Source organism: Novosphingobium ovatum, from assembly GCF_009909235.1.
In the GTDB taxonomy this organism is placed as follows: domain Bacteria; phylum Pseudomonadota; class Alphaproteobacteria; order Sphingomonadales; family Sphingomonadaceae; genus Novosphingobium; species Novosphingobium ovatum.
On record NZ_JAAAPO010000002.1, the window covers coordinates 36,494 to 61,524 of the forward strand.

At 66.5% G+C, this 25,031-nt stretch carries 21 protein-coding genes and 2 tRNA genes; 15 read left to right on the plus strand and 8 right to left on the minus strand.

Features of this window, described 5'->3' with window-relative positions:
- Positions 1-65: 65 nt before the first annotated feature.
- From mce to GTZ99_RS04410, 4 genes are all read left to right on the plus strand, one after another.
- Positions 66-518, plus strand: a complete 453-nt coding sequence (gene mce / locus GTZ99_RS04395; protein WP_161717100.1) for a methylmalonyl-CoA epimerase — start codon at positions 66-68, stop codon at positions 516-518.
- A gap of 1 nt (position 519) precedes the next feature.
- Positions 520-2,649 carry a methylmalonyl-CoA mutase gene (gene scpA, locus GTZ99_RS04400; RefSeq protein ID WP_161717101.1) on the plus strand — a complete coding sequence of 710 codons (2,130 nt, stop codon included), beginning with the start codon at positions 520-522 and terminating at the stop codon, positions 2,647-2,649.
- A gap of 57 nt (positions 2,650-2,706) precedes the next feature.
- Complete coding sequence (gene bioB / locus GTZ99_RS04405; RefSeq protein WP_161717102.1) at positions 2,707-3,810, plus strand: biotin synthase BioB; 1,104 nt, start codon at positions 2,707-2,709, stop codon at positions 3,808-3,810.
- Positions 3,811-3,947: 137 nt separating this feature from the next.
- On the plus strand, positions 3,948-5,969 hold the full coding sequence (locus GTZ99_RS04410; RefSeq protein WP_161717103.1) for an acetyl-CoA carboxylase biotin carboxylase subunit: 2,022 nt from the start codon (positions 3,948-3,950) through the stop codon (positions 5,967-5,969).
- Between the two features lie 76 nt (positions 5,970-6,045).
- Here the strand turns inward: GTZ99_RS04410 and aroB are convergent, their stop codons facing one another.
- Positions 6,046-7,167 (minus strand): 3-dehydroquinate synthase, encoded by a 1,122-nt coding sequence (aroB, locus tag GTZ99_RS04415; RefSeq protein ID WP_161717104.1) that lies wholly within the window; start codon positions 7,165-7,167, stop codon positions 6,046-6,048.
- A complete protein-coding gene (locus GTZ99_RS04420) occupies positions 7,164-7,808 on the minus strand; it encodes a shikimate kinase (RefSeq protein WP_161717105.1) in 645 nt (214 codons plus the stop codon). The genes aroB and GTZ99_RS04420 overlap by 4 nt, the downstream gene beginning before the upstream one ends.
- 94 nt (positions 7,809-7,902) lie before the next feature.
- Between GTZ99_RS04420 and GTZ99_RS04425 the strand changes: the two genes are divergently transcribed.
- From GTZ99_RS04425 to GTZ99_RS04440, 4 genes are all read left to right on the plus strand, one after another.
- Positions 7,903-8,106 (plus strand): hypothetical protein, encoded by a 204-nt coding sequence (locus GTZ99_RS04425; protein ID WP_161717106.1) that lies wholly within the window; start codon positions 7,903-7,905, stop codon positions 8,104-8,106.
- Positions 8,103-10,025, plus strand: coding sequence for a hypothetical protein (locus GTZ99_RS04430; protein WP_227711102.1), 1,923 nt, complete (start codon positions 8,103-8,105; stop codon positions 10,023-10,025). The genes GTZ99_RS04425 and GTZ99_RS04430 overlap by 4 nt, the downstream gene beginning before the upstream one ends.
- A 38-nt stretch (positions 10,026-10,063) precedes the next feature.
- Positions 10,064-10,960, plus strand: coding sequence for a tyrosine recombinase (locus GTZ99_RS04435; RefSeq protein ID WP_320076632.1), 897 nt, complete (start codon positions 10,064-10,066; stop codon positions 10,958-10,960).
- A gap of 62 nt (positions 10,961-11,022) precedes the next feature.
- Positions 11,023-11,988 (plus strand): acetyl-CoA carboxylase carboxyltransferase subunit alpha, encoded by a 966-nt coding sequence (locus GTZ99_RS04440; RefSeq protein ID WP_161717107.1) that lies wholly within the window; start codon positions 11,023-11,025, stop codon positions 11,986-11,988.
- A 183-nt stretch (positions 11,989-12,171) separates the two neighbouring features.
- On the opposite strand, the gene GTZ99_RS04445 is transcribed toward GTZ99_RS04440, so the two are convergent.
- Both GTZ99_RS04445 and GTZ99_RS04450 read right to left on the minus strand, forming a co-directional pair.
- Positions 12,172-12,351, minus strand: coding sequence for a Flp family type IVb pilin (locus GTZ99_RS04445; protein WP_161717108.1), 180 nt, complete (start codon positions 12,349-12,351; stop codon positions 12,172-12,174).
- Between the two features lie 510 nt (positions 12,352-12,861).
- Entirely contained in the window at positions 12,862-13,056 is a 195-nt protein-coding gene (locus GTZ99_RS04450; RefSeq protein WP_161717109.1) for a Flp family type IVb pilin, read from the minus strand.
- Here GTZ99_RS04450 and GTZ99_RS04455 point away from each other — a divergent pair.
- From GTZ99_RS04455 to GTZ99_RS04465, 3 genes are all read left to right on the plus strand, one after another.
- Positions 13,055-13,591, plus strand: a complete 537-nt coding sequence (locus GTZ99_RS04455) for a (deoxy)nucleoside triphosphate pyrophosphohydrolase (RefSeq protein ID WP_320076633.1) — start codon at positions 13,055-13,057, stop codon at positions 13,589-13,591. The two genes, GTZ99_RS04450 and GTZ99_RS04455, sit on opposite strands and share 2 nt — an antisense overlap.
- Before the next feature lie 123 nt (positions 13,592-13,714).
- Positions 13,715-13,791, plus strand: a tRNA-Arg gene (locus GTZ99_RS04460).
- Positions 13,792-13,834: 43 nt separating this feature from the next.
- A tRNA-Arg gene (locus GTZ99_RS04465) sits at positions 13,835-13,911 on the plus strand.
- A gap of 201 nt (positions 13,912-14,112) precedes the next feature.
- Here the strand turns inward: GTZ99_RS04465 and GTZ99_RS04470 are convergent.
- Positions 14,113-15,885 carry an IlvD/Edd family dehydratase gene (locus GTZ99_RS04470; protein WP_161717110.1) on the minus strand — a complete coding sequence of 591 codons (1,773 nt, stop codon included), beginning with the start codon at positions 15,883-15,885 and terminating at the stop codon, positions 14,113-14,115.
- Positions 15,886-15,895: 10 nt separating this feature from the next.
- Positions 15,896-17,467, minus strand: coding sequence for an aldehyde dehydrogenase (NADP(+)) (locus GTZ99_RS04475; protein WP_161717111.1), 1,572 nt, complete (start codon positions 17,465-17,467; stop codon positions 15,896-15,898).
- A 140-nt stretch (positions 17,468-17,607) separates the two neighbouring features.
- On the opposite strand from GTZ99_RS04475, the gene GTZ99_RS04480 reads away from it, so the two are divergent.
- From GTZ99_RS04480 to GTZ99_RS04495, 4 genes are read left to right on the plus strand one after another with little or no spacing between them, the layout of a single operon-like run.
- The gene (locus GTZ99_RS04480; protein WP_161717112.1) at positions 17,608-18,738 is read left to right on the plus strand and encodes a fumarylacetoacetate hydrolase family protein; all 1,131 of its coding nucleotides are present in this window, start codon (positions 17,608-17,610) and stop codon (positions 18,736-18,738) included.
- Positions 18,735-19,484 (plus strand): SDR family NAD(P)-dependent oxidoreductase, encoded by a 750-nt coding sequence (locus GTZ99_RS04485; protein WP_161717113.1) that lies wholly within the window; start codon positions 18,735-18,737, stop codon positions 19,482-19,484. The genes GTZ99_RS04480 and GTZ99_RS04485 overlap by 4 nt, the downstream gene beginning before the upstream one ends.
- Before the next feature lie 5 nt (positions 19,485-19,489).
- Positions 19,490-20,347 carry an SMP-30/gluconolactonase/LRE family protein gene (locus GTZ99_RS04490; protein ID WP_406818579.1) on the plus strand — a complete coding sequence of 286 codons (858 nt, stop codon included), beginning with the start codon at positions 19,490-19,492 and terminating at the stop codon, positions 20,345-20,347.
- Positions 20,348-20,370: 23 nt separating this feature from the next.
- A complete protein-coding gene (locus GTZ99_RS04495) occupies positions 20,371-21,780 on the plus strand; it encodes a sugar porter family MFS transporter (protein WP_161717115.1) in 1,410 nt (469 codons plus the stop codon).
- A 12-nt stretch (positions 21,781-21,792) separates the two neighbouring features.
- On the opposite strand, the gene GTZ99_RS04500 is transcribed toward GTZ99_RS04495, so the two are convergent.
- A complete protein-coding gene (locus tag GTZ99_RS04500) occupies positions 21,793-22,854 on the minus strand; it encodes a LacI family DNA-binding transcriptional regulator (protein ID WP_161717116.1) in 1,062 nt (353 codons plus the stop codon).
- A gap of 50 nt (positions 22,855-22,904) precedes the next feature.
- Positions 22,905-24,995 carry a beta-glucosidase gene (locus GTZ99_RS04505; protein WP_161717117.1) on the minus strand — a complete coding sequence of 697 codons (2,091 nt, stop codon included), beginning with the start codon at positions 24,993-24,995 and terminating at the stop codon, positions 22,905-22,907.
- Positions 24,996-25,031 lie beyond the last annotated feature (36 nt).

Genomic DNA, 25,031 nt, shown 5'->3' on the forward strand with positions numbered 1-25,031 from the left:
TTTGGGTTTGCATTTTTCCTTCCTGCCGGCGTTGTCGCCACATTCATTTGTATTGTGAGGCTGATATGAAACTCGGACGTTTGAACCATATCGGCGTGGCGGTGCCCTCGATGGCGGACGCCATTGCTTATTACCGCGATGTGATGGGCGCGCAGCTGATCACCGAGCCTTTCGACATGCCCGCACAGGGCGTGAAGGTGGCCTTTGTGAACACGCCTGACGCCCATGGCGAATTGTCCGGCACGCAGATCGAGCTGATCGAGGCGATCCCGCTGCCCGATGGTTCGGCCAGTCCGATCGCTGGTTTCATCGCCAAGAACCCCGCCGGTGGCCAGCACCACCTGTGTTACGAGGTCGAGGATATCGAGGCCGCCCGCGAATGGTTCACCGCACAGGGCAAGCGCATCCTTGGCCCCACGCGCATTGGCGCGCATGGCACGCCGATCTTTTTCCTGCACCCCAAGGACATGCTGGGGCAGCTGACCGAAATCATGGAAACGCCGAAGGGGCATCACTGACATGGCCGATATCAACGACTGGCAGGCGCTGGCGACCAAGGAGGTCAAGGGCCGCGATCTGAACTGGCAGACGCCCGAAGGCATCACGGTCAAGCCGCTGTACACGGCCGATGACGTCAGCGTTGATCCGGGCCTGCCGGGCTTTGCCCCGTTCACGCGCGGCGTGCGCGCATCGATGTATGCCGGGCGCCCCTGGACGATCCGCCAATACGCGGGCTTCTCCACCGCCGAGGAATCGAACGCCTTTTACCGCCGCAATCTGGCGGCGGGGCAAAAGGGCCTCTCGGTCGCCTTCGACCTTGCCACGCATCGCGGTTATGACAGCGACCACCCCCGCGTGGTGGGCGACGTGGGCAAGGCGGGCGTCGCCATCGACAGCGTCGAGGACATGAAGATCCTGTTCGACGGCATCCCGCTGGACCAGATGTCGGTCAGCATGACGATGAACGGCGCGGTGATTCCGATCCTCGCCTTCTTCATCGTGGCCGGTGAGGAGCAGGGCGTTGACCGCAAATTGCTGGACGGGACCATTCAGAATGACATTCTGAAGGAGTTCATGGTCCGCAACACCTATATCTATCCGCCCGAACCCAGCATGCGGATCATTTCGGACATTTTCGGCTATACCAGCCGCGAAATGCCCAAATTCAACAGCATTTCCATCTCCGGCTATCACATGCAGGAAGCTGGCGCGACGCAGGTGCAGGAACTGGCCTTCACCATCGCGGACGGCATGGAATATGTGAAATATGGCGTGGCTTCGGGCCTCGACATTGACAAGTTCGCGGGGCGTCTGTCGTTCTTCTTTGCCATCGGCATGAACTTCTTCATGGAAGTGGCCAAGCTGCGCGCCGCCCGCGTGCTGTGGCACCGCGTGATGACCAAGCTGGGCGCCAAGGACGAGCGCTCCAAGATGCTGCGCACGCACTGCCAGACCTCGGGCGTGTCGTTGCAGGAGCAGGACCCCTACAACAACGTCATCCGCACCACGATCGAGGCGATGGCCGCGATGCTGGGGGGCACGCAGTCGCTGCACACTAACGCGCTGGACGAAGCCATCGCGCTGCCCACCGATTTTTCGGCCCGCATCGCCCGCAACACGCAGATCATCATCCAGGAAGAGACCGGCATGTGCAATGTCGTCGATCCGCTGGGTGGCAGCTATTACATTGAATCGCTGACGCAAAATCTGGTCGACCGGGCGTGGGAAATCATCGAGCGCGTGGAAAGCGAAGGCGGCATGGCCAAGGCCGTGGCTGCTGGCTGGCCCAAGGCGATGATCGAGGAAGCTGCCGCTGGCCGTCAGGCCCGTGTGGACCGTGGCGAGGATGTCATCGTTGGCGTCAACAAGTACCGTCTGGCCAACGAGGACCTGCTGGAAACGCTGGAAGTCGACAATGTCGCCGTGCGCGAAGGCCAGATCGCCCGCATCAAGGCGGTGAAGGCTTCGCGCGATGAGGGCAAGTGTCAGGCCGCCTTGGCCGCGCTGACCGAGGGCGCGCGTGGCAATGGCAACCTGCTGGAACTGGCCGTAGAGGCCGCCCGTCACCGCGCCACGCTGGGCGAAATTTCCGACGCGATGGAGGCGGTGTTTGGCCGCCATGGCACCGTGCCGACCCCGGTCAAGGGCGTCTATGGCGCGGCCTATGCGGGCGACAGCCGCTACCAGCAGGTGCTGGATGGCGTGGCCGCCGTCACCCGCCGGTTGGACCGCGCGCCGCGCATGCTGGTGGCCAAGATGGGGCAGGACGGCCACGACCGTGGCGCCAATGTCATCGCCAGCGCCTTTACCGACATGGGCTTTGACGTGACCAGCGGGCCGCTGTTCCAGACGCCCGAGGAAGCGTGCAAGCTGGCGCTGGAAAAGGACGTTGACGCGGTCGGGGCCAGTTCGTTGGCTGCGGGTCACAAGACGCTGATCCCGGCGCTGATCGGCCTGTTGCGTGAGGCGGGCCGCCCCGACATCAAGGTGGTCGCCGGTGGTGTCATCCCGCCGCAGGACTATGACTACCTGCGTGAGGCCGGCGTGCAGGGCATCTATGGTCCGGGCAGCAATGTGGTGGAATGTGCCGCCGACATGTTGCGCCTGCTGGGCCACAACATGCCGCCGCTGGGTGAAACCACGGAATGATCCGTCCAAATGAAACGGGGGCCGGGCGGGGCTTGATGCAGATGGGCACACACGCCTATGCGGCGCAATCCTTCCCCCTCCCGGATTCTGGAGTACCCCACCGTGTCTGACACCCCCGCCACCGCCACCGCCCCGCGCAACGACTGGACGCGCGAGGAAATCGCCGCCCTGTTCGACCTGCCGTTCACCGAGCTGGTGTTCCGCGCGGCGCAGGTGCACCGGGACAACCACCCGGCCAACGAGGTGCAGCTCTCGACGCTGCTGTCGATCAAGACCGGCGGCTGTGCCGAGGATTGCGGCTATTGCAGCCAGTCGGCATCGGCCAACAGCGGGGTCAAGGCGACCAAGCTGCTGGAAGTGCAAAGCGTGTTGCAGGCCGCCGCCCGCGCCAAGGATCAGGGCAGCACCCGGTTCTGCATGGGCGCGGCCTGGCGCAACCCCAAGGACCGCGACATGCCCGCCATCATCGAGATGGTAAAGGGCGTGCGGTCGATGGGGCTGGAAACCTGCATGACTCTGGGCATGCTGGAGCCGCATCAGGCCGAGATGCTGGCGCAGGCGGGGCTGGATTACTACAACCACAATATCGACACCTCGCCTGAAAAGTATGAGGAAATCACCAGCACCCGCACCATGGGTGACCGTCTGGACACGCTGGCCAATGTGCGCTCTGCCGGGCTGAACGTGTGCAGCGGCGGGATCGTGGGCATGGGCGAAACGCGCGCCGACCGCGTGGGTTTCATCCACACGCTGGCGACGTTGCCGGGCCATCCGCAATCGGTGCCGGTCAACGCGCTGGTCCCGGTCAAGGGCACGGTGCTGGGCGATATGCTGGCCGATACGCCGCTGGCCCGGATTGATGACGTGGAATTCGTGCGCACCGTGGCGGTCGCGCGCATCACCATGCCGCAATCGATGGTGCGCCTGTCGGCGGGCCGCGAAAGCATGTCCGAAATGACGCAGGCCATGTGCTTTATGGCAGGTGCCAACTCGATCTTTACCGGCGACAAGCTGCTGACCGCGCCCAATGCGGGCGATGACAATGACGCGGCGATGTTTGCCCGGCTGGGGCTGAAGGCGATGGCCCTGACCCAGACTCAGGCCGAGGTCGAGGCGCTGAACATGCCCAAGGGCTGTGTGAAGCTGGAACAGGTGATCTGATTTTCCCTTGGGGCGCGCGCCGCCGCAAAGGGGTTCGAATGCGCCGGGGACATGCCCCGGCAACAGGGTTTGACAGTTTGGCAGCGGGCGGCGCGTTACAGGGCGCTCACCGCTGTGACCTTTGAGGAATGTGCGTGATGTTCAAGAAAATCCTCATCGCCAATCGTGGCGAAATTGCTTGCCGCGTGATCAAGACGGCGCGCCGCATGGGTATTGCAACGGTTGCGGTCTATTCCGACGCCGATGCCCGCGCGCCTTTTGTACAGATGGCCGATGAGGCGGTGCATATCGGCCCTTCGCCCGCCGCGCAGTCCTACCTGATCGCCGACAAGATCATCGCCGCGTGCAAGGCCACCGGCGCGGACGCGGTGCATCCGGGCTATGGCTTCCTGTCGGAACGCACCAGCTTTGCCGAGCAACTGGCCGCCGAGGGCATCGCCTTTGTCGGGCCGCCGGTGAACGCGATTGCCGCCATGGGCGACAAGATCGAGTCCAAGAAGCTGGCCAAGGCGGCGGGCGTCAATGTCGTCCCCGGCTTTGTGGGCGAGATCGAGGACACCGACCACGCCGTGCGCATCTCGGACGAGATCGGCTATCCGGTGATGATGAAGGCATCGGCCGGCGGCGGCGGCAAGGGCATGCGTCTGGCCTATAACGAGCAGGACGTGCGCGAGGGCTTCCCCGCCGTCAAGCGCGAGGGGCTGAACAGCTTTGGCGATGACCGCGTGTTCATCGAGAAGTTCATCCTGAACCCGCGCCACATCGAGATCCAGATTCTGGGCGATCAGCACGGCAATGTGCTGTATCTGAACGAGCGCGAATGCTCCATCCAGCGCCGCCACCAGAAGGTGGTCGAAGAGGCCCCGTCGCCCTTTGTCACGCCCAAGATGCGCAAGGCCATGGGCGAACAATGCGTCGCCCTGTCCAAGGCGGTGGGCTATTACAGCGCGGGCACGGTCGAACTGATCGTGTCGGGCGCGGACCCCAGCGGCGAATCGTTCTATTTCCTGGAAATGAACACCCGCCTGCAGGTCGAACACCCCGTGACCGAGGCGATCACCGGCATCGATCTGGTCGAACAGATGATCCGCGTGGCCGCTGGCGAAAAGCTGTCGATGACGCAGGATGACATCAAGATCGACGGCTGGGCGATTGAAAACCGCGTCTATGCCGAGGATCCCTATCGCGGCTTCCTGCCCTCGACCGGGCGCCTGACGCGCTATCAGCCGCCGGTGCAGGGCTGGGCCGATGACGGCGCCGAGAATGGCCGCCGCGGCATTGACGGCGTGCGCGTCGACGATGGCGTGTACGAGGGCGGCGAGGTCTCCATGTTCTATGACCCGATGATCGCCAAGCTGATCACTTGGGGCGAAACCCGCGACGAGGCGGCGGACAAGCAGATCGCGGCGCTGGACGCGTTCGAGATCGAGGGCCTTGGCCACAACATCGATTTCGTCAGCGCGATCATGCAGCACCCGCGCTTCCGCAGCGGCGAACTGACCACCGGCTTCATCGCCGAGGAATATCCCGAAGGCTTTACGGGCGCTGCCACCAGCGACGCGCTCAAGGCCGATCTGGCGGCCATTGCCGGCTTCATCGCCACCGCGCGGGCCGATCGCGCGCTGCAGGTCAGCGACCAATTGGCCAACACGCTGGCCCCCAATGGCGCGTGGGCGGTCACCATCGATGGCGTGAGCCATGACGTGGTGGTGGACGCCGATGGCGTGGCGGTGGACGGCACCGACATTGATCTGGCGATGGAATACACCCCGGGCGACCGCTTGGTCGAGGCCGAGATTGGCGATGAGATCATCACCATCAAGGTCGAGCCGATCCGCGCCGGTCTGAAGATGACCACGCGCGGCGCGATCCACAAGGTGTCGATCCTGCCCGCCCATGTCGCGCCGCTGGCCAAGCACATGATCGAGAAGATCCCGCCCGATCTGTCCAAGTTCCTGATCTGCCCGATGCCGGGCCTGCTGGTCGCGCTGAACGTGGCCGAGGGCGACAAGGTGGAGGCGGGTCAGCCGCTGGCCGTGGTCGAGGCGATGAAGATGGAAAACATCCTGCGCGCCGAAAAATCGGCCACGGTCAAGAAGATCAACGCCAAGGCGGGCGAAAGCCTGGCCGTCGACGCGATCATTCTGGAACTGGAATAAGGGGTGCGCGCGGCGGGGCCATCACGCCCCGCCGCGCCCCTGTCTCAACCCGCCCCTGTCTCAACCCGCCAATGTCTTAACCCGCCAATTGCCCGGCCAGAAACGCCGATACCTCGTCCAGAGTGACGTCCTTGGTCAGGAAGGTCTGGCCTATGCCGCGCAGCAGCAGGAAGGCCAGACGGCCCGCGTCGACCTTTTTGTCGTGCAGCATATGCGCCGCCAGTTCCTCGCCCGACACGTTCAGCCCCAGCGCCCGCACGTCAGCAGGCAGGCCCACAGCGGCGACATGGGCGGCGATGCGTGTCGCCTCATCGGCCCCCATCAGCCCGCGTGCGGCTGAAAAGCGCGCCGCCAGCACCATGCCCAGCGCCACCGCCTCACCATGCAACAGCCGCTCGCCAAAGCCGGTTTCGGCCTCCAGCGCGTGGCCGAACGTGTGGCCCAGATTGAGCAGCGCCCGCAGGCCGGTCGTCTCGAATTCGTCCTGGGCGACAATGTTCGCCTTGGCCGCCACGGAATAGGCCACCGCATGGGCGCGCGCCGCCACATCGCCCGCCAACAGCGCCGCGCCGTTCGCCTCGCACCAGGCAAAGAACGCCGCGTCATTGATCAGGCCATATTTCACCACCTCGGCATAGCCAGAGGCCAGTTCGCGCGGGGGCAATGTGGCCAGCGCGTCCAGATCGGCCAGCACAAGGCTGGGCTGATGGAACGCGCCCACCAGATTCTTGCCCGCGGGCGTGTTGATCGCGGTCTTGCCGCCCACGCTCGAATCGACCTGCGCCAACAGGCTGGTTGGCACCTGCACGAAATGGCACCCGCGTTTCAGCACACTGGCGGCAAAGCCCGTCAGATCTCCGATCACCCCGCCGCCCAGCGCGATGATGTGGTCGCCGCGTTCCACCTCCAGCCCCAGCAGCCAGTCGACCACCGCCACCAGATTGGCCCAGCATTTGGTCGCTTCACCGGCGGGCAGGATCTGCCACGCGGCCTGCTTGCCCGCTGCCTGCAATGACGCTTCGACCGCGCCGCCCCATGCGGCATGGACATTGGCGTCGGTGACAATCGGCACAACGGGCTTGCGCAGCCGCGCGCCGCATTGCCCCGCGATGTCCGCGATCAAGCCATGGCCCACGCGCACCTCATACGGGCGGCCGGCGATGTCGACGGGGATGGTGGCGGTGATCTGCGCGCTCATGCGATGGGTTCCTGCGTGTCCAGCCATGCGCCAACCGCGCTCAGCAATTTGGCCAAAGTCTTGGCATGGGGGGTGTTGCCGCTGATCACATGGATCGGCGCCTGCGCGTAAAACGGCGCGCGGGTGGTTTTCAGATTGGCCAGAATCTCGCGCGGGTTGCCCTGTTTCAGCAGGGGGCGGTTGTCCTTGCGGGCTGTGCGTTCGACCAGCGTGTCCAGATCCGCGTCCAGCCACACCGCGATTCCCCGGCGCAGGATCAGGGCGCGGGTTTCCTCGTTGATGAAGGCGCCGCCGCCGGTGGAAATCACCCGCACATCGCCCTTGGCCGGCGAGACGGGCGGCAGGGACAATTCCTTGAGCGCGGGGGCGGGCTCACCCAGCAGGCGGGCGATGACTCGCCGCTCGCCATCGCGGAAAAACGCTTCGCCATAGGTGGCAAAGATGTCGGGGATCGACATCCGCGCGGCCTTCTCGATCTCGTCGTCGGCGTCCAGAAAAGGCGCGTTCAACAAGGCCGCCAGACGCTTGCCCACGCTGGTCTTGCCCACGCCCATCATCCCCACCAGAACGATCGGGCGGTCAATGCGGGCGATGATGTCGGCCTGCGCCGCCAATTCGGGATTTGGTTGTTCGTGCTCCATTGCGGGCATGCCTATACTTTTGCTAACCGGCGGCGCAAGCGCGGGTGTGCATCGGGGTGTGTTTGCCCCATGTCCCGCCGCAATGGAGTGTTGGGTGAAAACGGTCCTCAGGCGCAGTAACCGGACGGCGGGCGGCAATGGCACGGGCGCGATGCGCGGCTGGGCGCTGGGATTGGGCGTGGCGGCCTTGGTTGCGGTTGGCCTGACGGGTCTGGCGTGGCACAAGGGCGCGGTGCAACCGGTGCATGAAATGTCCGTGGCCCTGCCCACGATCGAGGTCGGAGCCAGCGCGCAATGAGCCTGAAACACCCTATCCGCCGCCCGCTGCTGCTGGCTGGGCTGATGGCCACGGCCGCGTTTGGCGCATCGGGCTGGGCCCCCGGCGCGGCCATCGCGCAACAGGGGCCGGAGTCGCTGTTGCCGCCCGGCTATGACCGGCCCGCGCGTGCCCGCCCCACCGCCAGCCCGGCGCCGGTGCGCGCCGCGCCCGCCGCCGCGCCCGCCGTCCCCCGGATCGAGGCCGCCCCGGTGATCGCCCCCATGCCGCTGTTGCCCGAAGGCGGCGCGGCGGTCGAGCATGCCGCGCCCGTGGTCTCCGGGCCGGTGAGCCTGCCCAATGGCATCACCAGCTTTGACCAATTGCTGGCGCTGCCCGCGGCGCAGCTGGACCAATTATTGGGCCTGACGCCAAAATATGACATTCCCCCGGCCGCCCAGCGCAGCCTGCGCCATGTCGGCATCATCGCCGCCAGCGAGGGCGGCATGGGCCCCTATGCGCTGGTCAATCAGCCGGGCGCTTTGGTGCGGGCGGCGCTGGCGGGCAACAGCGGGCATCTGGTGTCGCGCTGGGGCCATATCCTGTTGCGCCGCGCGCTGGCCAGCCGGATGGATGCGCCGCAGGACATGAATCCGGCCGAATTCGTGGCTTTGCGCGCGGCTCTGCTGGTGCGCATGGGCGAGGGCGATGCCGCCCGCGCGCTGGTGCAGGACGTGGACCCCGGCAATTACGATGCCACGCTGACCCAGGCCGCGATGGAGGCCTATGTCGCCACGGCCGATCTGACCGGGTTCTGCCCGGTGATGGCGTTGCAGGGCTATAACCGGCGCGATGCGCAATGGATGGCGTTGCAGGGCATCTGCATGGCCTTTACCGGGCAGGCGGCGCAGGGGCTGGCGCAATTGGACGGTATGACGGCCAAGGGCGCGATGACCAAGATCGACATGCTGCTGGCCCAGAAATACGCGGGCGCGGCCGGTATGGCGGGCAAGGGTGGCCGCCGCGCGGTCAAGATCGAGTGGGAGGGCATCAGCGATATGTCGCCGTGGCGCTATGCCTTGGCGATTGGCGTGGGGCTGACCCCGCCCGCCAGCCTGATGGCCGATACCCATGGCCGCTATGACGCGATGACGGCGCTGGCGCCGATGGTCGGGCTGGGCTTGCGCGCCGATGCGTCCGACCGGGCCGGGGCGTGGGGCATCCTGTCGGCTGGCGCGATGGTCGATCTCTACAGCCAGATTTATTTGCAGGACGATATCACCGGCGGCCCGGCCGACCGCGCGCTGTTGCTGCGCGACGCCTATGTCGGGGATAGCCCCGAGGCCCGCGCCGATGCCATGCGCAAGCTGTGGGAGGGGGCAGGGGACGCCAATGCCCGTTATGGCCGGATGGTGCTGACCGCCTATGCCGCCGCGCGCCTGCCCGCCAGCGGCAATCTGGCATCAGGCGCGGGCGATGTGCTGGCCTCGATGCTGGCGGCGGGGCTGGACGCCAATGCGGCGCGCTGGTGGACGGTGGTGGATAAGGGCTCGGACGGCTGGGCGCAGTTGGCGCTGGCCATGCCACAGGCGGGCGCGGTGGATGGCGGCGCGATCGACAGCTTTCGTTCGGCCGACAAAAGCGACAAGCAGCACCGCACCGCCATGCTGGTGGCGGGGCTGGCGGGGCTGGGCCGGATCAGCGACTCAACTCGCCGCGATTATGAATCCAAGCTGGAGATGCGGCTGGACGGCAATTCGCGCTGGATCGCCGCCATCGATCAGGCAGCGGCAGTGAACAACGCGCCGCTGGTGGCGATGCTGGCCGGTCTGGGCATGCAGGGCGACAGCTGGGCCAAGATGACGCCGCGTTTCCTGTACCACATGGTCGCCGCGCTCAACCGTGTGGGCCTGAACGCCGAGGCGCGGATGATCGCCGCCGAGGCCGTGGCGCGGGGGTAAGGGGCATCGCCCGGCAGCCCGCCACCCTGCCGCCACAGGTGGAGGCCTTTCTGGCGGCCATGGCGGCAGAGCGGGGCGCGGCGGCCAATACGCTGGCGGCCTATGCCCGTGATTTGCGTGGGGCCGCCGATGCTCTGGCGCGTGCGGGTGTGGCCGATCTGGTGCGCGCCGGGCCGGACGATCTGGCGGCGCTGGGCGCGGGGTGGGGCGATCTGGCGCCTGCTTCCCTCGCGCGCAAATGCTCGGCGCTGCGGCAGTTCTATGGCTTTCTGGTGGACGAGGGGCTCCGCGCCGACGATCCCTCGCCCGCGCTGCCGCGCGTTTCGCCCCGGCGGCCATTGCCGCGATTGCTGGACCACGCCGACATCGCCACCCTGTTCACCCGTGCCGAGGAGGAGGCCAGCGGCGACCGGCGCGAGGCGCTGCGCACGCTGGCCTGTCTGGAATTGCTGTACGGATCGGGCCTGCGCGCGACCGAGCTGGTCAGCCTGACCATCGCCAGCCTGCCGCGCGACGCGCCATTCCTGACCATCACCGGCAAGGGCGGACGGCAAAGGCTGGTGCCGGTCAGTACCCGCGCGGTGCAGGTGTTGCGCCGCTATGCCGCGATAAGGGGTGCGGAAAAGGGGCCGGACAGCCGGTTCCTGTTCCCCTCCACCGGCAAGGATGGCCATCTGACGCGGGTGCGCCTGTTCCAATTGCTGCGCGAACTGGGCGCGCGGGCGGGGCTGGACCCAACGCGGCTGTCGCCCCATGTGTTGCGCCACGCCTTTGCCACGCATCTGTTGCAGGGGGGCGCGGATCTGCGCGTGTTGCAGATGCTGCTGGGCCATGCCGACATCGCCACGACGCAGATCTATACCCATGTCGATTCGGCCCGGCTGGTCGAACTGGTCAACGCGCGCCATCCGCTGGGCGGTGGTTCAGGGGCCTGAGCGCTCGTCCGATTTATACAAAGACTTGCCCTGATCGGCGCAGATGATTAGGGCCATGCGCCATGATCTCCTATCTCGAATTCGAAAAGCCGGTCGCCGCCCTCAAATCGCGCATTGCCGAATTGCGCGCCACCGCGCAGGAGGGCGACCTTGACATCTCGGCCGAGATCGGCCGGTTGGAGCGCAAGAGTGCCGACCTGCTGGAGAGCACGTACAAGGCGCTGACGCCGTGGCAGAAGACGCAGGTCGCCCGCCACCCTTCGCGTCCGCATTTCGTCGATTACGTTGCCGAGATTTTCACCGATTTCGTGCCGTTGGGCGGTGACCGCCTGTATGGTGAGGACCACGCCATCATCGGCGGCTTTGCCACGCTCAAGGGCCTGCCGGGGCAGCCGGGCCGCAAGGTGATGTTGATCGGCCATGAAAAGGGCCATGACACCGCCACCCGCATCAAGCACAATTTCGGCATGGGCAAGCCTGAGGGCTATCGCAAGGCGATCCGCCTGATGGAGCTGGCCGGGCGCTTTGGCCTGCCGGTGGTGACGCTGGTGGATACCTCGGGCGCGTTTCCGGGCGTGGAGGCCGAAGAGCGCGGTCAGGCCGAGGCCATTGCGCGTGCGACCGAGGCCTGTTTGGCTCTGCCGGTGCCGATGGTGGCGGTGATCGTGGGTGAAGGCGGCAGCGGCGGCGCGGTGGCTTTGGCCAGCGCCGAGCGCGTGCTTATGCTGGAACATGCCGTCTATTCGGTCATCAGTCCCGAGGGTTGCGCCTCGATCCTGTGGCGCACCGCCGAAAAGGCGGCTGATGCGGCCGAGGCGATGCGCGTGACGGCGCAGCATCTGCTGGACCTGAAGGTGATCGACCGCATCGTCCCCGAACCCGTGGGCGGCGCGCACCGCGACCCCGTGGCCGCCGCCAAGGCGCTGGGTCGCGTGCTGGGCGAGGAACTGGCCGCGCTCTCCAAGCTGAACGCGGGCGAGATCATCACCCGCCGCGAAGAACGCTTTCTGGCGATCGGCGGCGAATAAGCCGCCCTTAGCGCCGGCGAATAGGCCGCCACAGCGCCTTTCAGGCACAACAAAGGCCCCGCGAGCATCCCACTCGCGGGGCCTTTGCTTTGCGCGTCCTGCGGGGCGCGTTCAGCGCGCAAAAGGAAGGGGCGGCAGGTTGCCCTGCCGCCCCTCTTACCTCTTGCGTTAACGCGGCGGCGATTACGCGCCGGCGTTGGCGCCCGACATGGCCGACGAGGTGTTGTTGAACGTGGTCTTCAGCTGGTTGCCCAGACCGTTCATGGCGGTGATGGCGGCAACGGCGATCAGAGCGGCAATCAGACCGTATTCGATGGCGGTCGCACCAGCTTCGTCGCGGATCAGCTTGTTGATGAACTTCATGGTCAGTCTCCGTGTAGCAGTCGTTTCCGCCGGACCAATTTCCCGTCTCGGCTGGCGGTGATCCCTCTCTAGGCTGCAAGTCTTAACAATCCGTCAGCGCGGCGGCCTTTTCGCAAAGCGCTGAATTGCGGGAGAGGGGCGCGTGACAGGTTGTGGGGTGGGGGCAGGGGGCGGGTTTTTGCCGCCCGCCGGTCGCGTGAATCTGCGTATTTCCGCCCTATGGCAAAGTTAACGCCACCTTGCCGTCCGTGGTCGGCGGAGGCAGGCGGCCGGATCGGCCGGAAGATGTGGGTGCTGTCAATTTTCATTTTTTGTGACGGGGGCGGGCGCTGCCCTGTGCGGCCGATGGGCCCGAATCAGCCTGTGACAGAGAATCACCCTTTGCGGGCAAGGCCATGATTCGCGGAATTTTTCCTTGGCGCTGCCGAATCGCCGCGCGTGACGCCCATGAAAAAAGCCCGCCTCTGGTCAGGGGCGGGCGCAAAAGCCATCGGCGATGTTGGGGCGCGATCAGGGTGCCGATTGCGACACCGCGTTTTGCACCTGCGTCGACACATTGTTCCATGTCGTCGTGGCCGAACCGGCAAAGCCTTTGAGCCCGGCCACCATCACCACCACGATCAAACAGCACAGGAACGCATATTCCATCGCCGACGCGCCGCGCTGACAGCGCAGCAGGCGTTTGAGGATGGAGGGCAGGCGCATGAATCAGTCCGATCAGTTGGCGGCGATGGTCTTCCATGCCAAATCAGTCTTAAGGAATGATGTGGCGGGCAGTGGGTATCACGCAGGTGCCCGGCAAGGCGGTGATAGGGAGGCAGCCATGTTGGCGGTGGTGGCGGTGGCGTTGATTGGGGCGGACGGACAGGTGCTGATGCAGCGCCGCCCGGAAGGGCGCCAGCACGGCGGCCTATGGGAATTTCCCGGAGGCAAGGTGGAGCCGGGCGAATCGCCCCATCAGGCCGCCGCGCGCGAATTGACCGAGGAGTTGGGCGTGAGCGTGCCGCTGGCCGCGCTGGCCCCGGTGACCTTTGCCGCGCATCCTGAGCCGCCGGCAGGTGGGCGGGCGGTGACGCTGATGCTGTTTGCCGCGCGCGACTGGCAGGGCGTGCCGCGCGCGATCGATGCGGCCGAAATCGGCTGGTTTGCGCCCCATGATGTACCTGCGTTGACGATGCCGCCGCTGGATTATCCGCTGGCCGATGGGTTGATCGCCTGGCTGGGGCGTGGGGCGGCATAGCCTGTTCGCGAAAAAAGCGACTTATGCACAGGTACTTGCGCGTGAATGTGGGGCGTGTGGCAAAAAGTTGAAATTGGTGCTTGCCAACCCCGCCAATGAATCCTAAAGGCGCGTCTCCCAAGCGCACCCGTAGCTCAGCTGGATAGAGCATCAGACTACGAATCTGAGGGTCGGACGTTCGAATCGTTCCGGGTGCGCCAATTTCCCCACCGGGGTTGTTGGCTTGGGAGACATGATTGGTATGCACCCGTAGCTCAGCTGGATAGAGCATCAGACTACGAATCTGAGGGTCGGACGTTCGAATCGTTCCGGGTGCGCCATTCCCCAATCATCGTTGCAAACAGGCTCGCCGCGGCGGGCCTTTTTTGTGCGTGTTGGTCGCGCGCGGCGGTGGCGCGCGCGGTGGCGTGTTGATGGCGCGTAACGCGGTCCTTATTGCTATCATTGACAACAAAAAGGCCCGCGCCGGGTGGGCACGGGCCGTTTCGTCGCCATGGGTGGGTGTCAGTGGTTGTGCCCCCTTAGTGGTTATGTCGGGGCGTCTTGGCCGACAGGCCGCGATATTTCACCGCCATCTCCAGCACCGCGCCATCGGCCATCTGGCCGGTCTTTTCGCGATAGATCTCCTCCCACGGGGTTTCGCTGACCGGCACGGGGGGGATGCCTTCCGCCCGGCGGCGGGCGATTTCCTCGTTATCGACCAAGGCGTTACAGGTGCCGTTGGTGATGTCGATGCGGATGATGTCGCCATCGCGCAGCCACGACAGCCCGCCACCCACCGCGCTTTCGGGTGAGCAATTCAGGATCGAGGGGCTGTCCGATGTCCCCGATTGCCGCCCATCGCCCAGCGTTGGCAGCCATTGAATGCCGCGCTGGATCATGGCGGTGGGGGGCTGCATATTGACCACCTCGGCGCTGCCGGGCCAGCCCTGAGGACCAGCGCCACGCATCACCAAAATGCAATCTTCATCGATATTTAGCGCAGGGTCATCGATGCGGTGGTGGTAATCGTCACCGCCCTCAAAGATCACCGCGCGGCCCTCGAACACCCCTTGCGCGCCGGGGCGCGAGAGGTAGCGGGAACGGAAATCCTCGCTGATGACGCTGGTTTTCATGATGCCGAAATCGAACAAATTGCCCGAAAGCACCAGAAAACCGGCCTTTTCCTTCAACGGTTCGGCAAAGGGGCGGATCACTTCGCGGTCGCGCGCGGCCCGGCCATCGACGTTTTCGGCCAAAGTCCGCCCCGTCACCGTCAGGCAATCGCCGTCCAGCTTGCCCGCCTGCCACAGCTCCCACACCACCGCCGGAACGCCGCCCGCGCGGTGGAAACGCTCACCCAGAAAGCGCCCGGCCGGCTGCATGTCGACGATCAGCGGCAGGTCATAGCCATGCTCGGTCCAATCCGCATTGGTGATCTCCACCCCGGCGTGACGAGCCATGGCGACGATGTGCGGCTGGGCGTTGCTGGACCCGCCGATCGCCGTCACCAACCGGATCGCGTTCAGGAAACTGTTGCGAGTCAGGATCTTGGACGGGCGCAGGTCTTCGTAGGCCATCTCCACGATGCGCCGCCCGGTGGTGTACGCAATCTGCCCGCGCTCACGATAGGGGGCGGGAATCGCCGCGCATCCGGGCAGCGACAGGCCCAGTACCTCGGCCACGGCGTTCATGGTCGAGGCGGTGCCCATCGTGTTGCAATGCCCGGCCGAGGGCGCTGAATCGCAGGCGCGCTCCAGGAACTCGTCCTCGGTGATCTCGCCCGCGGCCAGTTTGCGGCGGCTGCGCCAGATGATCGTGCCCGATCCCACCAGTTCATCGCCGTTCCACCCGTCCAGCATCGGCCCGCCCGACAGCACGATGGCGGGGATGTCTACCGTGCTGGCGGCCATCACCTGACTGGGCGTGGTCTTGTCACAGCCGGTGGTTAACACAACGGCATCAATGGGATAGCCGTGCAGGATCTCGACCAGGCCCAGATAGGCCAGATTGCGGTCCAGCGCGGCCGTCGGGCGGCGGCAGTTTTCAAAGATCGGGTGGAGCGGAAACTCGATCGGGATGCCGCCCGCATCGCGGATGCCGTCCCGCACCCGCTTGGCCAGATCCAGATGGATGCGGTTGCACGGGGACAGGTCGCTGCCCGATTGGGCGATGCCGATGATCGGCTTGCCGCTGCGTAGTTCCTCTGGCGTCACGCCATAGTTCATGAAGCGCTCAAGATAGAGCGCCACCATGTCGGAGCGGGCCGGATCAGCGAACCAGTCCTGAGAGCGAAAACGGCGGGTTTCAGACATTGTCGCGTCCTTATGCCAGGCTCAACGTGCCATCGATGCGGCGCGGCGCGCCCCACGGATTGGCATCGGCCAGCGCGTCCGGCAACAGGCTGGCGGGCAGGTTCTGATAGCAGACTGGGCGCAGGAAACGCTCGATCGCGGCAGCCCCGACCGAGGTTGTGCGCCCGTCCGATGTTGCCGGGAAAGGTCCGCCGTGGACCATGGCGTGGCACACCTCGACCCCGGTGGGCCAGCCATTGACCAGAATGCGGCCCACCTTGCGCTCCAGAATGGGCAGCAGGGCGGCGGCGGCCGGTTCGTCGGCGGCGTCGATATGCAGCGTGGCGGTCAATTGCCCTTCCAGCGCGGCCAGAACGGTGGCGGCTTCGCCCATGTCGGAGACGGTCACGACCAGCCCTGCCGCGCCAAACACCTCATGCCCCAGCGCCTTGTCCGCCAGAAACGCCTGCGCACTGGTGACAAACACCGCGCCTTGCGCCTGATGCGGGCCGGTGGGGGTGGTGCCGCGCGCCAGCGTGGTGACGGCCGCGTGCCCATCCAATGCGGCAACGCCCGCCTGATAGGCGGCGTGGATGCCCGGCGTCAGCATGTCCTGCGGCGCGTTGACCGCCATGGCGGCGGCGGCGGCGGTCAGGAAGGTGTCCAGATCAGCCCCCGCCGGCGCGATCACCAGCCCCGGATTGGTGCAGAACTGGCCCGCGCCCATCGTCAGCGACCCGACATAGGCCGCGCCCAATGCCTCTGCCCGCGCGGCCAGAGCGGCGGGGAACAGCAGCACCGGGTTCACCGCCGACATTTCGGCATAGACCGGGATCGGTTGCGTGCGGGCGGCGGCGGCCTGCATCAGCGCCAGCCCGCCCACGCGGCTGCCGGTAAAGCCCACGGCCTGCACGCGCGGATCGGCCACCAGCAGGCCCGCAACGTCATTGGTGGCGTTGAGGTAAGAGAAGGTGCCTTCGGGCAGGCCGTGCGCTGCAACAGCGCGGCGGATGGCGCGGGCCATCAGCTCACCCGTGCCGGGGTGGGCGGGGTGGCCCTTGGCAATGACGGGGCAGCCGGCCGCCAGCGCGCTGGCGGTGTCGCCGCCCGCCACGCTGAAGGCCAGCGGAAAGTTCGACGCGCCAAACACCGCCACCGGGCCCAGCGCCACATGGCGGCGGCGCAGGTCGGGTCGGGGCAGGGGGGCGCGTTCGGGCAGGGCGGGGTCGATGGTGATCTGCGCCCAGCTGCCTTCGCGCAGCACGCTGGCGAACAGGCGCAACTGGCCCATGGTGCGGCCACGCTCACCCTCCAGGCGGGCGCGGGGCAGGCCGCTTTCGGCCATGGCGCGGGTGATCAGATCATCGCCGATGGCGGCGATTTCCTCGGCGATGCTTTCCAGAAAGGCGGCGCGCGCATCGGGCGAGAGCGCGGCAAAGGGCACGGCGGCAGCGTCCGCCAGCGCGGCGGCATCGGCCACATCCTGGGCCGTTGCCAGCGCGAAGGCGCCCTCCAGCGCGGCGCCGGTGGCCGGGTTGGTCGCGGCAAAGGTCTGGGCGCGCGCGACATCGGCGCTGCCAATCAAAAGCGTTCCGTGGATCATGTCTCTCTCCTGCGCACGGCGGCGCCGTATGGTTCGTAAAATGGGCTTATCAAAATCGCTTGACAGCGAGGCGACATTCATCATGTTAGCGTTAACAATATTTGTCAACGCCGCGCGTCGCGGCTTGAGAGGACTTTTGCATGCCGCTGAACATTCCCATGGGCGATCTGCTGCCCGCCGATTGGCGTGAGGGCCGGTTTCTGGGCCGTCTGGACCTGCCGGCCGGGCCGACCCCCATTCTGGTGGAGGGCGGGATCGCCCATGACATGAGCCGCGTGGCCCCGACCGTGTCGCAATTGGTGGAGATGCTGCCGCTGAACGCCGGGGATGGCGTGGCGCTGGGCGCGCTGGACGCGATTGACGCGCCGTTGCTGGCGCCGGTGGACCTGCAATGCGTCAAGGCCTGCGGCGTGACCTTTGCCACCAGCACGCTGGAGCGCGTGATCGAGGAGCGCGCCCGTGGCGATGCGGCGCAGGCCGCCGCCATCCGCGCCCGGATCGAGGAACGCGTGGGCGGTTCGATCCGCACGGTCGTCCCCGGTTCCGCCGAGGCCGAGGCCTTGAAGGCGCTGCTCATCGCCGAGGGGTTGTGGTCGCAATATCTGGAAGTCGCCATCGGCCCCTATGCCGAGGTGTTCACCAAGGTGCCGGTGCTGGCCAGTGTGGGCGCGTTGGCCGATATCGGCGTGCGCAGCGACAGCACATGGAACAATCCCGAGCCGGAGGTCGTCCTGCTGGTCAATGCCAGCGGCGCGGCGGTGGGCGCGACTTTGGGCAATGACGTCAACCTGCGCGACATCGAGGGCCGCAGCGCCCTGTTGCTGGGCAAGGCCAAGGACAACAACGCCTCCTGCGCGCTGGGGCCGCTGGTGCGCCTGTTTGACGATGGCTTTACCATTGATGACGTGCGCAATGCCGAACTGACGCTGACCATCGAGGGGCCCGAGGGCTATCGGCTGGAGGGCCATTCCAGCATGAACCAGATCAGCCGCGATCCGCTGGAACTGGTCCGCCAGACCTTGAGCGAGCATCAGTATCCCGACGGTTTCGCGCTCTTTCTGGGCACTCTGTTCGCCCCCACGCAGGACCGTGACGAGCCGCAGCGCGGGTTCACCCACAAGGTGGGCGATGTGGTGACGATCGCCACGCCGCGTTTGGGCGCGCTGATCAACCGCGTCACCACCAGCAAGGACGCCGCCCCCTGGACGCAGGGGATCGCCGCGCTATACGCCAATCTGGCCGCGCGCGGCCTGATCGGAGGCGCGGCATGAGCGGCAATCGCGCCATTTACCCCAGCCTGCGAGGCAAGCGGGTGTTCATCAGCGGTGGCGCCAGCGGCATCGGCGAAGGCTTTGTCGAGGCCTTTGCCGCGCAAGGCGCGCAGGTGGCTTTTTGCGATGTGGCGGTGGCGGCGGGCAGCGCGGTGGCGCTGCGCACCGGATCGCGCTTTTTTGCCTGTGACCTGACCGATGTGGCCGCGGTGCAGAGCATGATGGCGCAGGTTGAGGAGGCGCTGGGCGGGATCGATGTGGTGGTGAACAATGCCGCCAATGATGATCGCCACAGCGTCGCCGATGTCACGCCCGACTATTGGGATCAGCGCATGGCGGTGAACCTGCGCCACCTGTTCTTTGTCGCACAGGCCGCTGTGCCCGCGATGCAGCGTGCAGGTGGCGGGGCGATCATCAACCTCGGCTCGATCAGCTGGCATCTGGGCCTGCCCGATCTGGTGATCTATCAGACGGCAAAGGCCGCGATCGAGGGGCTGACGCGCGGATTGGCGCGCGAGTTGGGGCCGGACAACATTCGCGTCACCAGCATCATCCCCGGCAATGTCAAAACCCCGCGTCAGGAGCAATGGTACACCCCAGAGGGCGAGGCCGAGATCGTTGCGGCGCAATGCCTGAAGGGGCGGTTGCTGCCTGCGGATGTGGCGGCGCTGGCGCTGTTTCTGGCCAGTGACGATGCGCGGCTGATTACGGGGCATGAATATTGGGTCGACGCGGGGTGGCGCTGATGAGCATGACTGCTGTTTGGGAACTGGGCGCAACGCTGGGCGAAGGCCCGGTGTGGGTTGCGCGTGATGCGGCGCTGTGGTTCGTCGATATCAAGGCGCCGGCCATCCACCGCTTTACCCCTGCCACGGGCGAGACGCGCAGCTGGCCCGCCCCGGCGCAGGTCGGCTGGGTGCTGCCCAGCGCGCGCGGCGACATGATCGCCGGATTGCAGACGGGCATCTGCCGCTTTGACCCGGTGACTGGCTTATTCACCCCCATCGCCGCGCCAGAGGCGCATCTGCCTACCAACCGACTGAACGATGCGACCGTGGCGAGCGATGGCGCGATCTGGTGCGGGTCGATGGATGACGGCGAAGAGGCCGATACGGGGCGGTTTTACCGCATGGATGGCGCCGGATGCCTCGACGCCGGTCTGCCGCCGATCTGCATCACCAATGGTCCGGCTTTTTCGCCCGATGGGACGGTGATGTACCACAACGACACGCTGGGCCGCAGGTTGTGGGCCAGCGATGTGGTGGATGGCCGCATCACCGCCACCCGCCTGTTCGCCACCATCGAGGACGGCGCTGGCTATCCCGATGGTCCCACGGTCGATGCCGAGGGCTGCGTCTGGGTGGGCCTGTTCTGCGGCTGGGGCGTGCGGCGTTATGCGCCTGATGGGCGGTTGCTGACCACGGTGTCTTTGCCGGTGGCCAATGTGACCAAGGTGGCCTTTGGCGGGCCGGACCTGCGCACGGCATACGCCACCACCGCGGCCAAGGGATTGACGGCAGAGGAACGCGCGGCGCAACCTTTGGCGGGCGCGCTGTTTGCCTTTGACGCGGGCGTGGCGGGGCTGGCCGGAACGCTGGCCAACATCTGATAACAAGAACGGGAGTACGGGGCATGCAAAGCGGCGCAGCGCGCGCCAATATGGGGCTGATCGGCATGATCGTCGCGGTGGCAACGATTGGCGGCTTCATGTTTGGCTATGATTCGGGCGTGATCAACGGCACGCAAAAAGGGCTGGAGGCGGCCTTTGATCTGGGCAGTCTGGGCATCGGCATCAATGTCGGCGCGATCCTGCTGGGCAGCGCGATCGGTGCGTTTGGCGCGGGGCGTCTGGCCGATGCCATCGGCCGCCGCGCGGTGATGAAGCTGGCCGCGGTGCTGTTTCTGGTCAGCGCGTTGCTGGCGGGTTTTGCCGACACATCGGCGGTGTTCATTGTCGCGCGCATCATCGGCGGGCTGGGCGTGGGCGCGGCCAGCGTCATCTCGCCGGTCTATATCTCCGAAGTCGTCCCCGCCGCTGTGCGTGGCCGCCTGTCCAGCGTGCAACAGGTGATGATCATCACCGGGCTGACGGGGGCTTTCGTGGTGAACTATGTGCTGGCCTCCTATGCTGGCGGATCAACCGCGCCGCTGTGGGGCGGGATCGTCGCGTGGCGCTGGATGTTCTGGCTGCAAGCTGTTCCGGCGGCGGTCTATTTTGTGGCCCTGCAATTCATTCCCGAAAGCCCGCGCTATCTGGTGGCGCGCGGGGACCACGATGGCGCGGCCGCTGTGCTGACGCGGCTGTTTGACGCCGATACGGCGCGCGCCATGGTGGCCGACATCGCCGCCAGTCTGGCAGCCGACCACCACCGGCCCAGCCTGTCCGACCTGATCGACAAGGCGACCGGCCGCATCCGCCCGATTGTCTGGACCGGCATTGGCCTTGCGGTGTTTCAGCAATTCGTCGGCATCAATGTGGTGTTCTATTACGGCGCGACCTTGTGGCAGGCGGTCGGCTTTTCCGAGGATCACGCGTTGCAGGTCAACATCCTGTCGGGAGCGGTCTCGATTGCGGGGTGCATCGCCACGCTGTTGCTGGTTGATCGCGTCGGGCGGCGGCCGTTGCTGCTGATCGGCTCGGCCGGGATGGCGGTGACGCTGGGGACGGTGGCATGGGCGTTCTCGACGGCGGTGACGGGCGCGGATGGCGCGGTCAGCCTGCCGGGGCATAACGGGGTGATCGCGCTGATCGCGGCCAATGCCTATGTCGTGCTGTTCAACATGAGCTGGGGCCCGATCATGTGGGTCATGCTGGGCGAGATGTTCCCCAACCAGATCCGGGGATCGGGTCTGGCGGTGGCCGGCTTTGCCCAATGGATCGCCAATGCGGTGATCTCGGTCAGCTTTCCCGCGCTGGTGGTCTCGCCCGGACTGGCGGTGGCCTATGCCGGCTATACGCTGGCGGCGGCGGCATCGTTCCTGTTTGTGCGCGCCATGGTGCGCGAAACCAACGGCAAGACGCTGGAGGCAATGGAAGGGTAGGCGCCCGCGCGTTTAAGACTTGGGTGCGCCGTCGGACTGGCGGCGCACCAGCGCGTGATCCATCAGCGTGTGCTGTACCGGCCACGGCGCGTCAGGCTCGGCCCGGCGGGCGCGCAGCATGGTGGTCAGCATCTCGACCGCAGAGCGCGCCATGTCGCGGATCGGCTGGCGGATGGTGGTCAGTTCGGGCCAGATGGTGGTGGCCATTGGCGTGTCGTCAAAGCCGCAGACGGTCAGATCGCGCGGCACCATCAGCCCGCGCGCATGGGCCATCGCCAATGTCGCGGCAGCCATGTCATCGTTGCAGGCAAAGATCGCCGAGGGTGGGTTGGCCGCGTCCAGCAGCCGCGCCGATGCCGCCAGCCCCGAGCGATAGGTAAAGTCGCCCTGCGCCTCCAGCGTGGGGTCCACCGCCAGCCCCGCCTGCGCCAGCGCCGCGCGATAACCGGCCAGGCGCTGTTCGCTGGCGCTTTGGTCCGGGCTGCCGATGATGATGCCGATGCGCCGGTGGCCCAGATCGATCAGGTGGCGCGTCATGGTCTGCGCCGCGGCATAGTCATCAATGCCCAGCGCCGGCACCGTTTCGGGCATCATCCCCGCCGCCACCGCCACCACCGGCCATCCCGGCGCGCGCAGGGCGTCCAGCACCTGCGCATTGTTGCAGAGCGGCGCGGGCAGGATGATGCCGTTGACGCGGCCTGCCTGCATATGCGCCACCAGAGCGGCCGGGCTGCCCCCGCGCGGGAAATGCTCGATCGACAATTGGGCGTTCAGCGCGCTGGCGCCTTCCAATGCGCCCATCAGCAATTCGGACAAATAGGCCGCCGACGGGTTGGCATAGATCAGCGCCAGCCGCAGTTCCTCACCCCCCGCCAGCGTGCGGGCCGCCGCGCTGGGGGAATAGTCCAGCGCGGCAATCGCGGCGGTGACTTTGGCGCGGGTGGCGTCGCGCACGGCGCCATCGCCGTTGATCACGCGCGACACCGTCATGGGCGACACACCGGCGGCCTGCGCCACATCATTGATCGTCGGCCGGCCGCGTTGACGCCGGCTGCGGGGAGGAGTGGAGGCCATCACCTGTCTTTAGGCCGTGAGACGGGGTAAGGGCAAGAGCGCGGCACCGGTCAGCCGCGCGCCGAAACCCGCACGCCCGTTTCCAGCCCCGCGTCCGATGCGCCGCCCACCACCACGCGATAGACGCCGTCCTCCAGCCGCCAGCCATGCGCCGCCGGATCGCGCCAGCGCAGGCTGTCATAGGGCACATGCAGCCGCACAATCCGCGTCTCGCCCGGCGCCAGCTCCACCCGGTCAAAAGCGCGCAGCAGCTTTTTGGGCTGCTCGGCCGCGATGCCCGGCGCGCCGACATAGCATTGCACCACCTCGGCCCCGGCGACATCGCCCGCGTTGGTGACGGCCACCTGCACCGCAATGCCATCGGGCGCGGCCCGCGCGGTCAGCGCGGCATAGGTAAAGCGGGTGTAAGACAGCCCATGGCCAAAGGCATAGCGGGGCATGACGCCATCGCGCTCCAATTTGGTATAGCCGTGCCACAGGTCATAGGTGATCGCATCGGCGTCGCGGTCGAAATAGGGGTAATGCGCCGCATCGCGCGCCACGGTGAACGGCAGCTTGCCCGAGGGATTGACCGCCCCCAGCACCAGCCGCGCCAGCGCCGTGCCGCCTTCCATCCCGGCGTAAAAGCTGAACAGGATGGCGTTGGCCGCCGCGCGCCATTCCTCGACCAGCACGGCCGAGCCGGCGACGATCGCCACCACCACCGGCGTGCCCGACGCGGCGGCGGCGTGGATCAGCGCCACCTGATCGGCGGGCAGGGACAGGCTGTCGCGGTCGCCACCAATGGGCGTGGGGGACAGGCTGGGGCGGCCCGGCACCTTTTTCTGGTCGGCGCCCAGGGCGATGTCGCCCATGATATATTCGCCTTCCTCCTTGGCGGTATAGCCCACCACCACCAGCGCGACATCAGCGGCGGCAGCGGCGGCCGTGGCGGCGTCCAGATCGCTTTCGTCGGCATGCAGGATGGCCTCATCGCCCAGCGCCGCGCGCATCCCCTGCAAGGCCGTCACGACATAGGGTGCGCGCACCCGGCTGGAGCCATTGTCGCCGGTGTTTTCCAGCGCGGCCAGACGGCCCAGCACGGCCACCTTGTGCGGCGCGCGCAGCGGCAGCGTGCCATCGTTTTCCAGCAATACGGCGCATTTCTCCGCCGCCTCCAGCGCCAGCGCGCGGTGGGCCTCGCACGCGATCAACTCGGGGCCATAGGCGGGCAGGGGGTCTTGCCGCGCGGCAAAGGTCAGCTGTGTGGTCAGGATGCGCGTGACGGCGCGGTCGATCACGGCGGGTTCGATCGTGCCAGCCTCGACCGCGGCGATCAGGTGCTCGCCAAAGATCAGCGGTTCTGGGTTTTCTATGTCCAGCCCCGCCGCTGCGCCATAGACCTGATGCACGCCGCGCACCCAATCGGAATGGACAAAGCCGGTAAAGCCCCATTCGCCACGCAGGATATCGGTCAACAGCGCGCGGTCCTGACCGCAGAATTCGCCGTTCACCTTGTTATAGGCGGTCATCACGCTGGCGATCCCTGCGTCCAGACAATGCTTGAAATGCGGCAGGTACACCTCGTGCAGGGCGCGTTCGTCGGCGGTGACGTTCACCTTGAACCGGGCGTTCTCCATCGAGTTCAGGGCGAAATGCTTGACCGTGGCGATGATGTTGTGCGCCTGAATGCCGGTGCCCATAGCCGCGCCCATCACGCCCAGGTGATGCGGGTCCTCGCCATAGGTTTCCTGCGCGCGGCCCCATGCCGGGTGGCGCAGCAGGTTGATGCACACCGCGCCGGAAAAGTTGCAGCCCTGCGCACGGGCCTCGATCCCCATGACTTGCCCCACGCGCCATTCCAGATCGACGTCAAACGTCGCCCCGCGCGCCATGGTGCAGGGAAAGCAGGTGGAATTGCCCCGCGTCACTCCGCGCGGCCCATCGGTGAACCACAAAGGCGAAAGGCCGAGCCGTTCGTTGCCACCACCCGCGCGATAGGGGCGGGCGCCCCACACGCGGTCATCCTGCGCCAATGCCTCGAAAAAGCCCTTGCCCGACATCATCTCGACCTTTTCGGCCAAGGTCAGTTCCGCCAGCAATTGGGCGACCTGCGCCGCGATCTGGTCCTGCGGGGCGGGGGTGGGGGCGGGCGTGGTCATGAAAAGGCGCAATCCTGCATCGGTGGAACGGGTAAT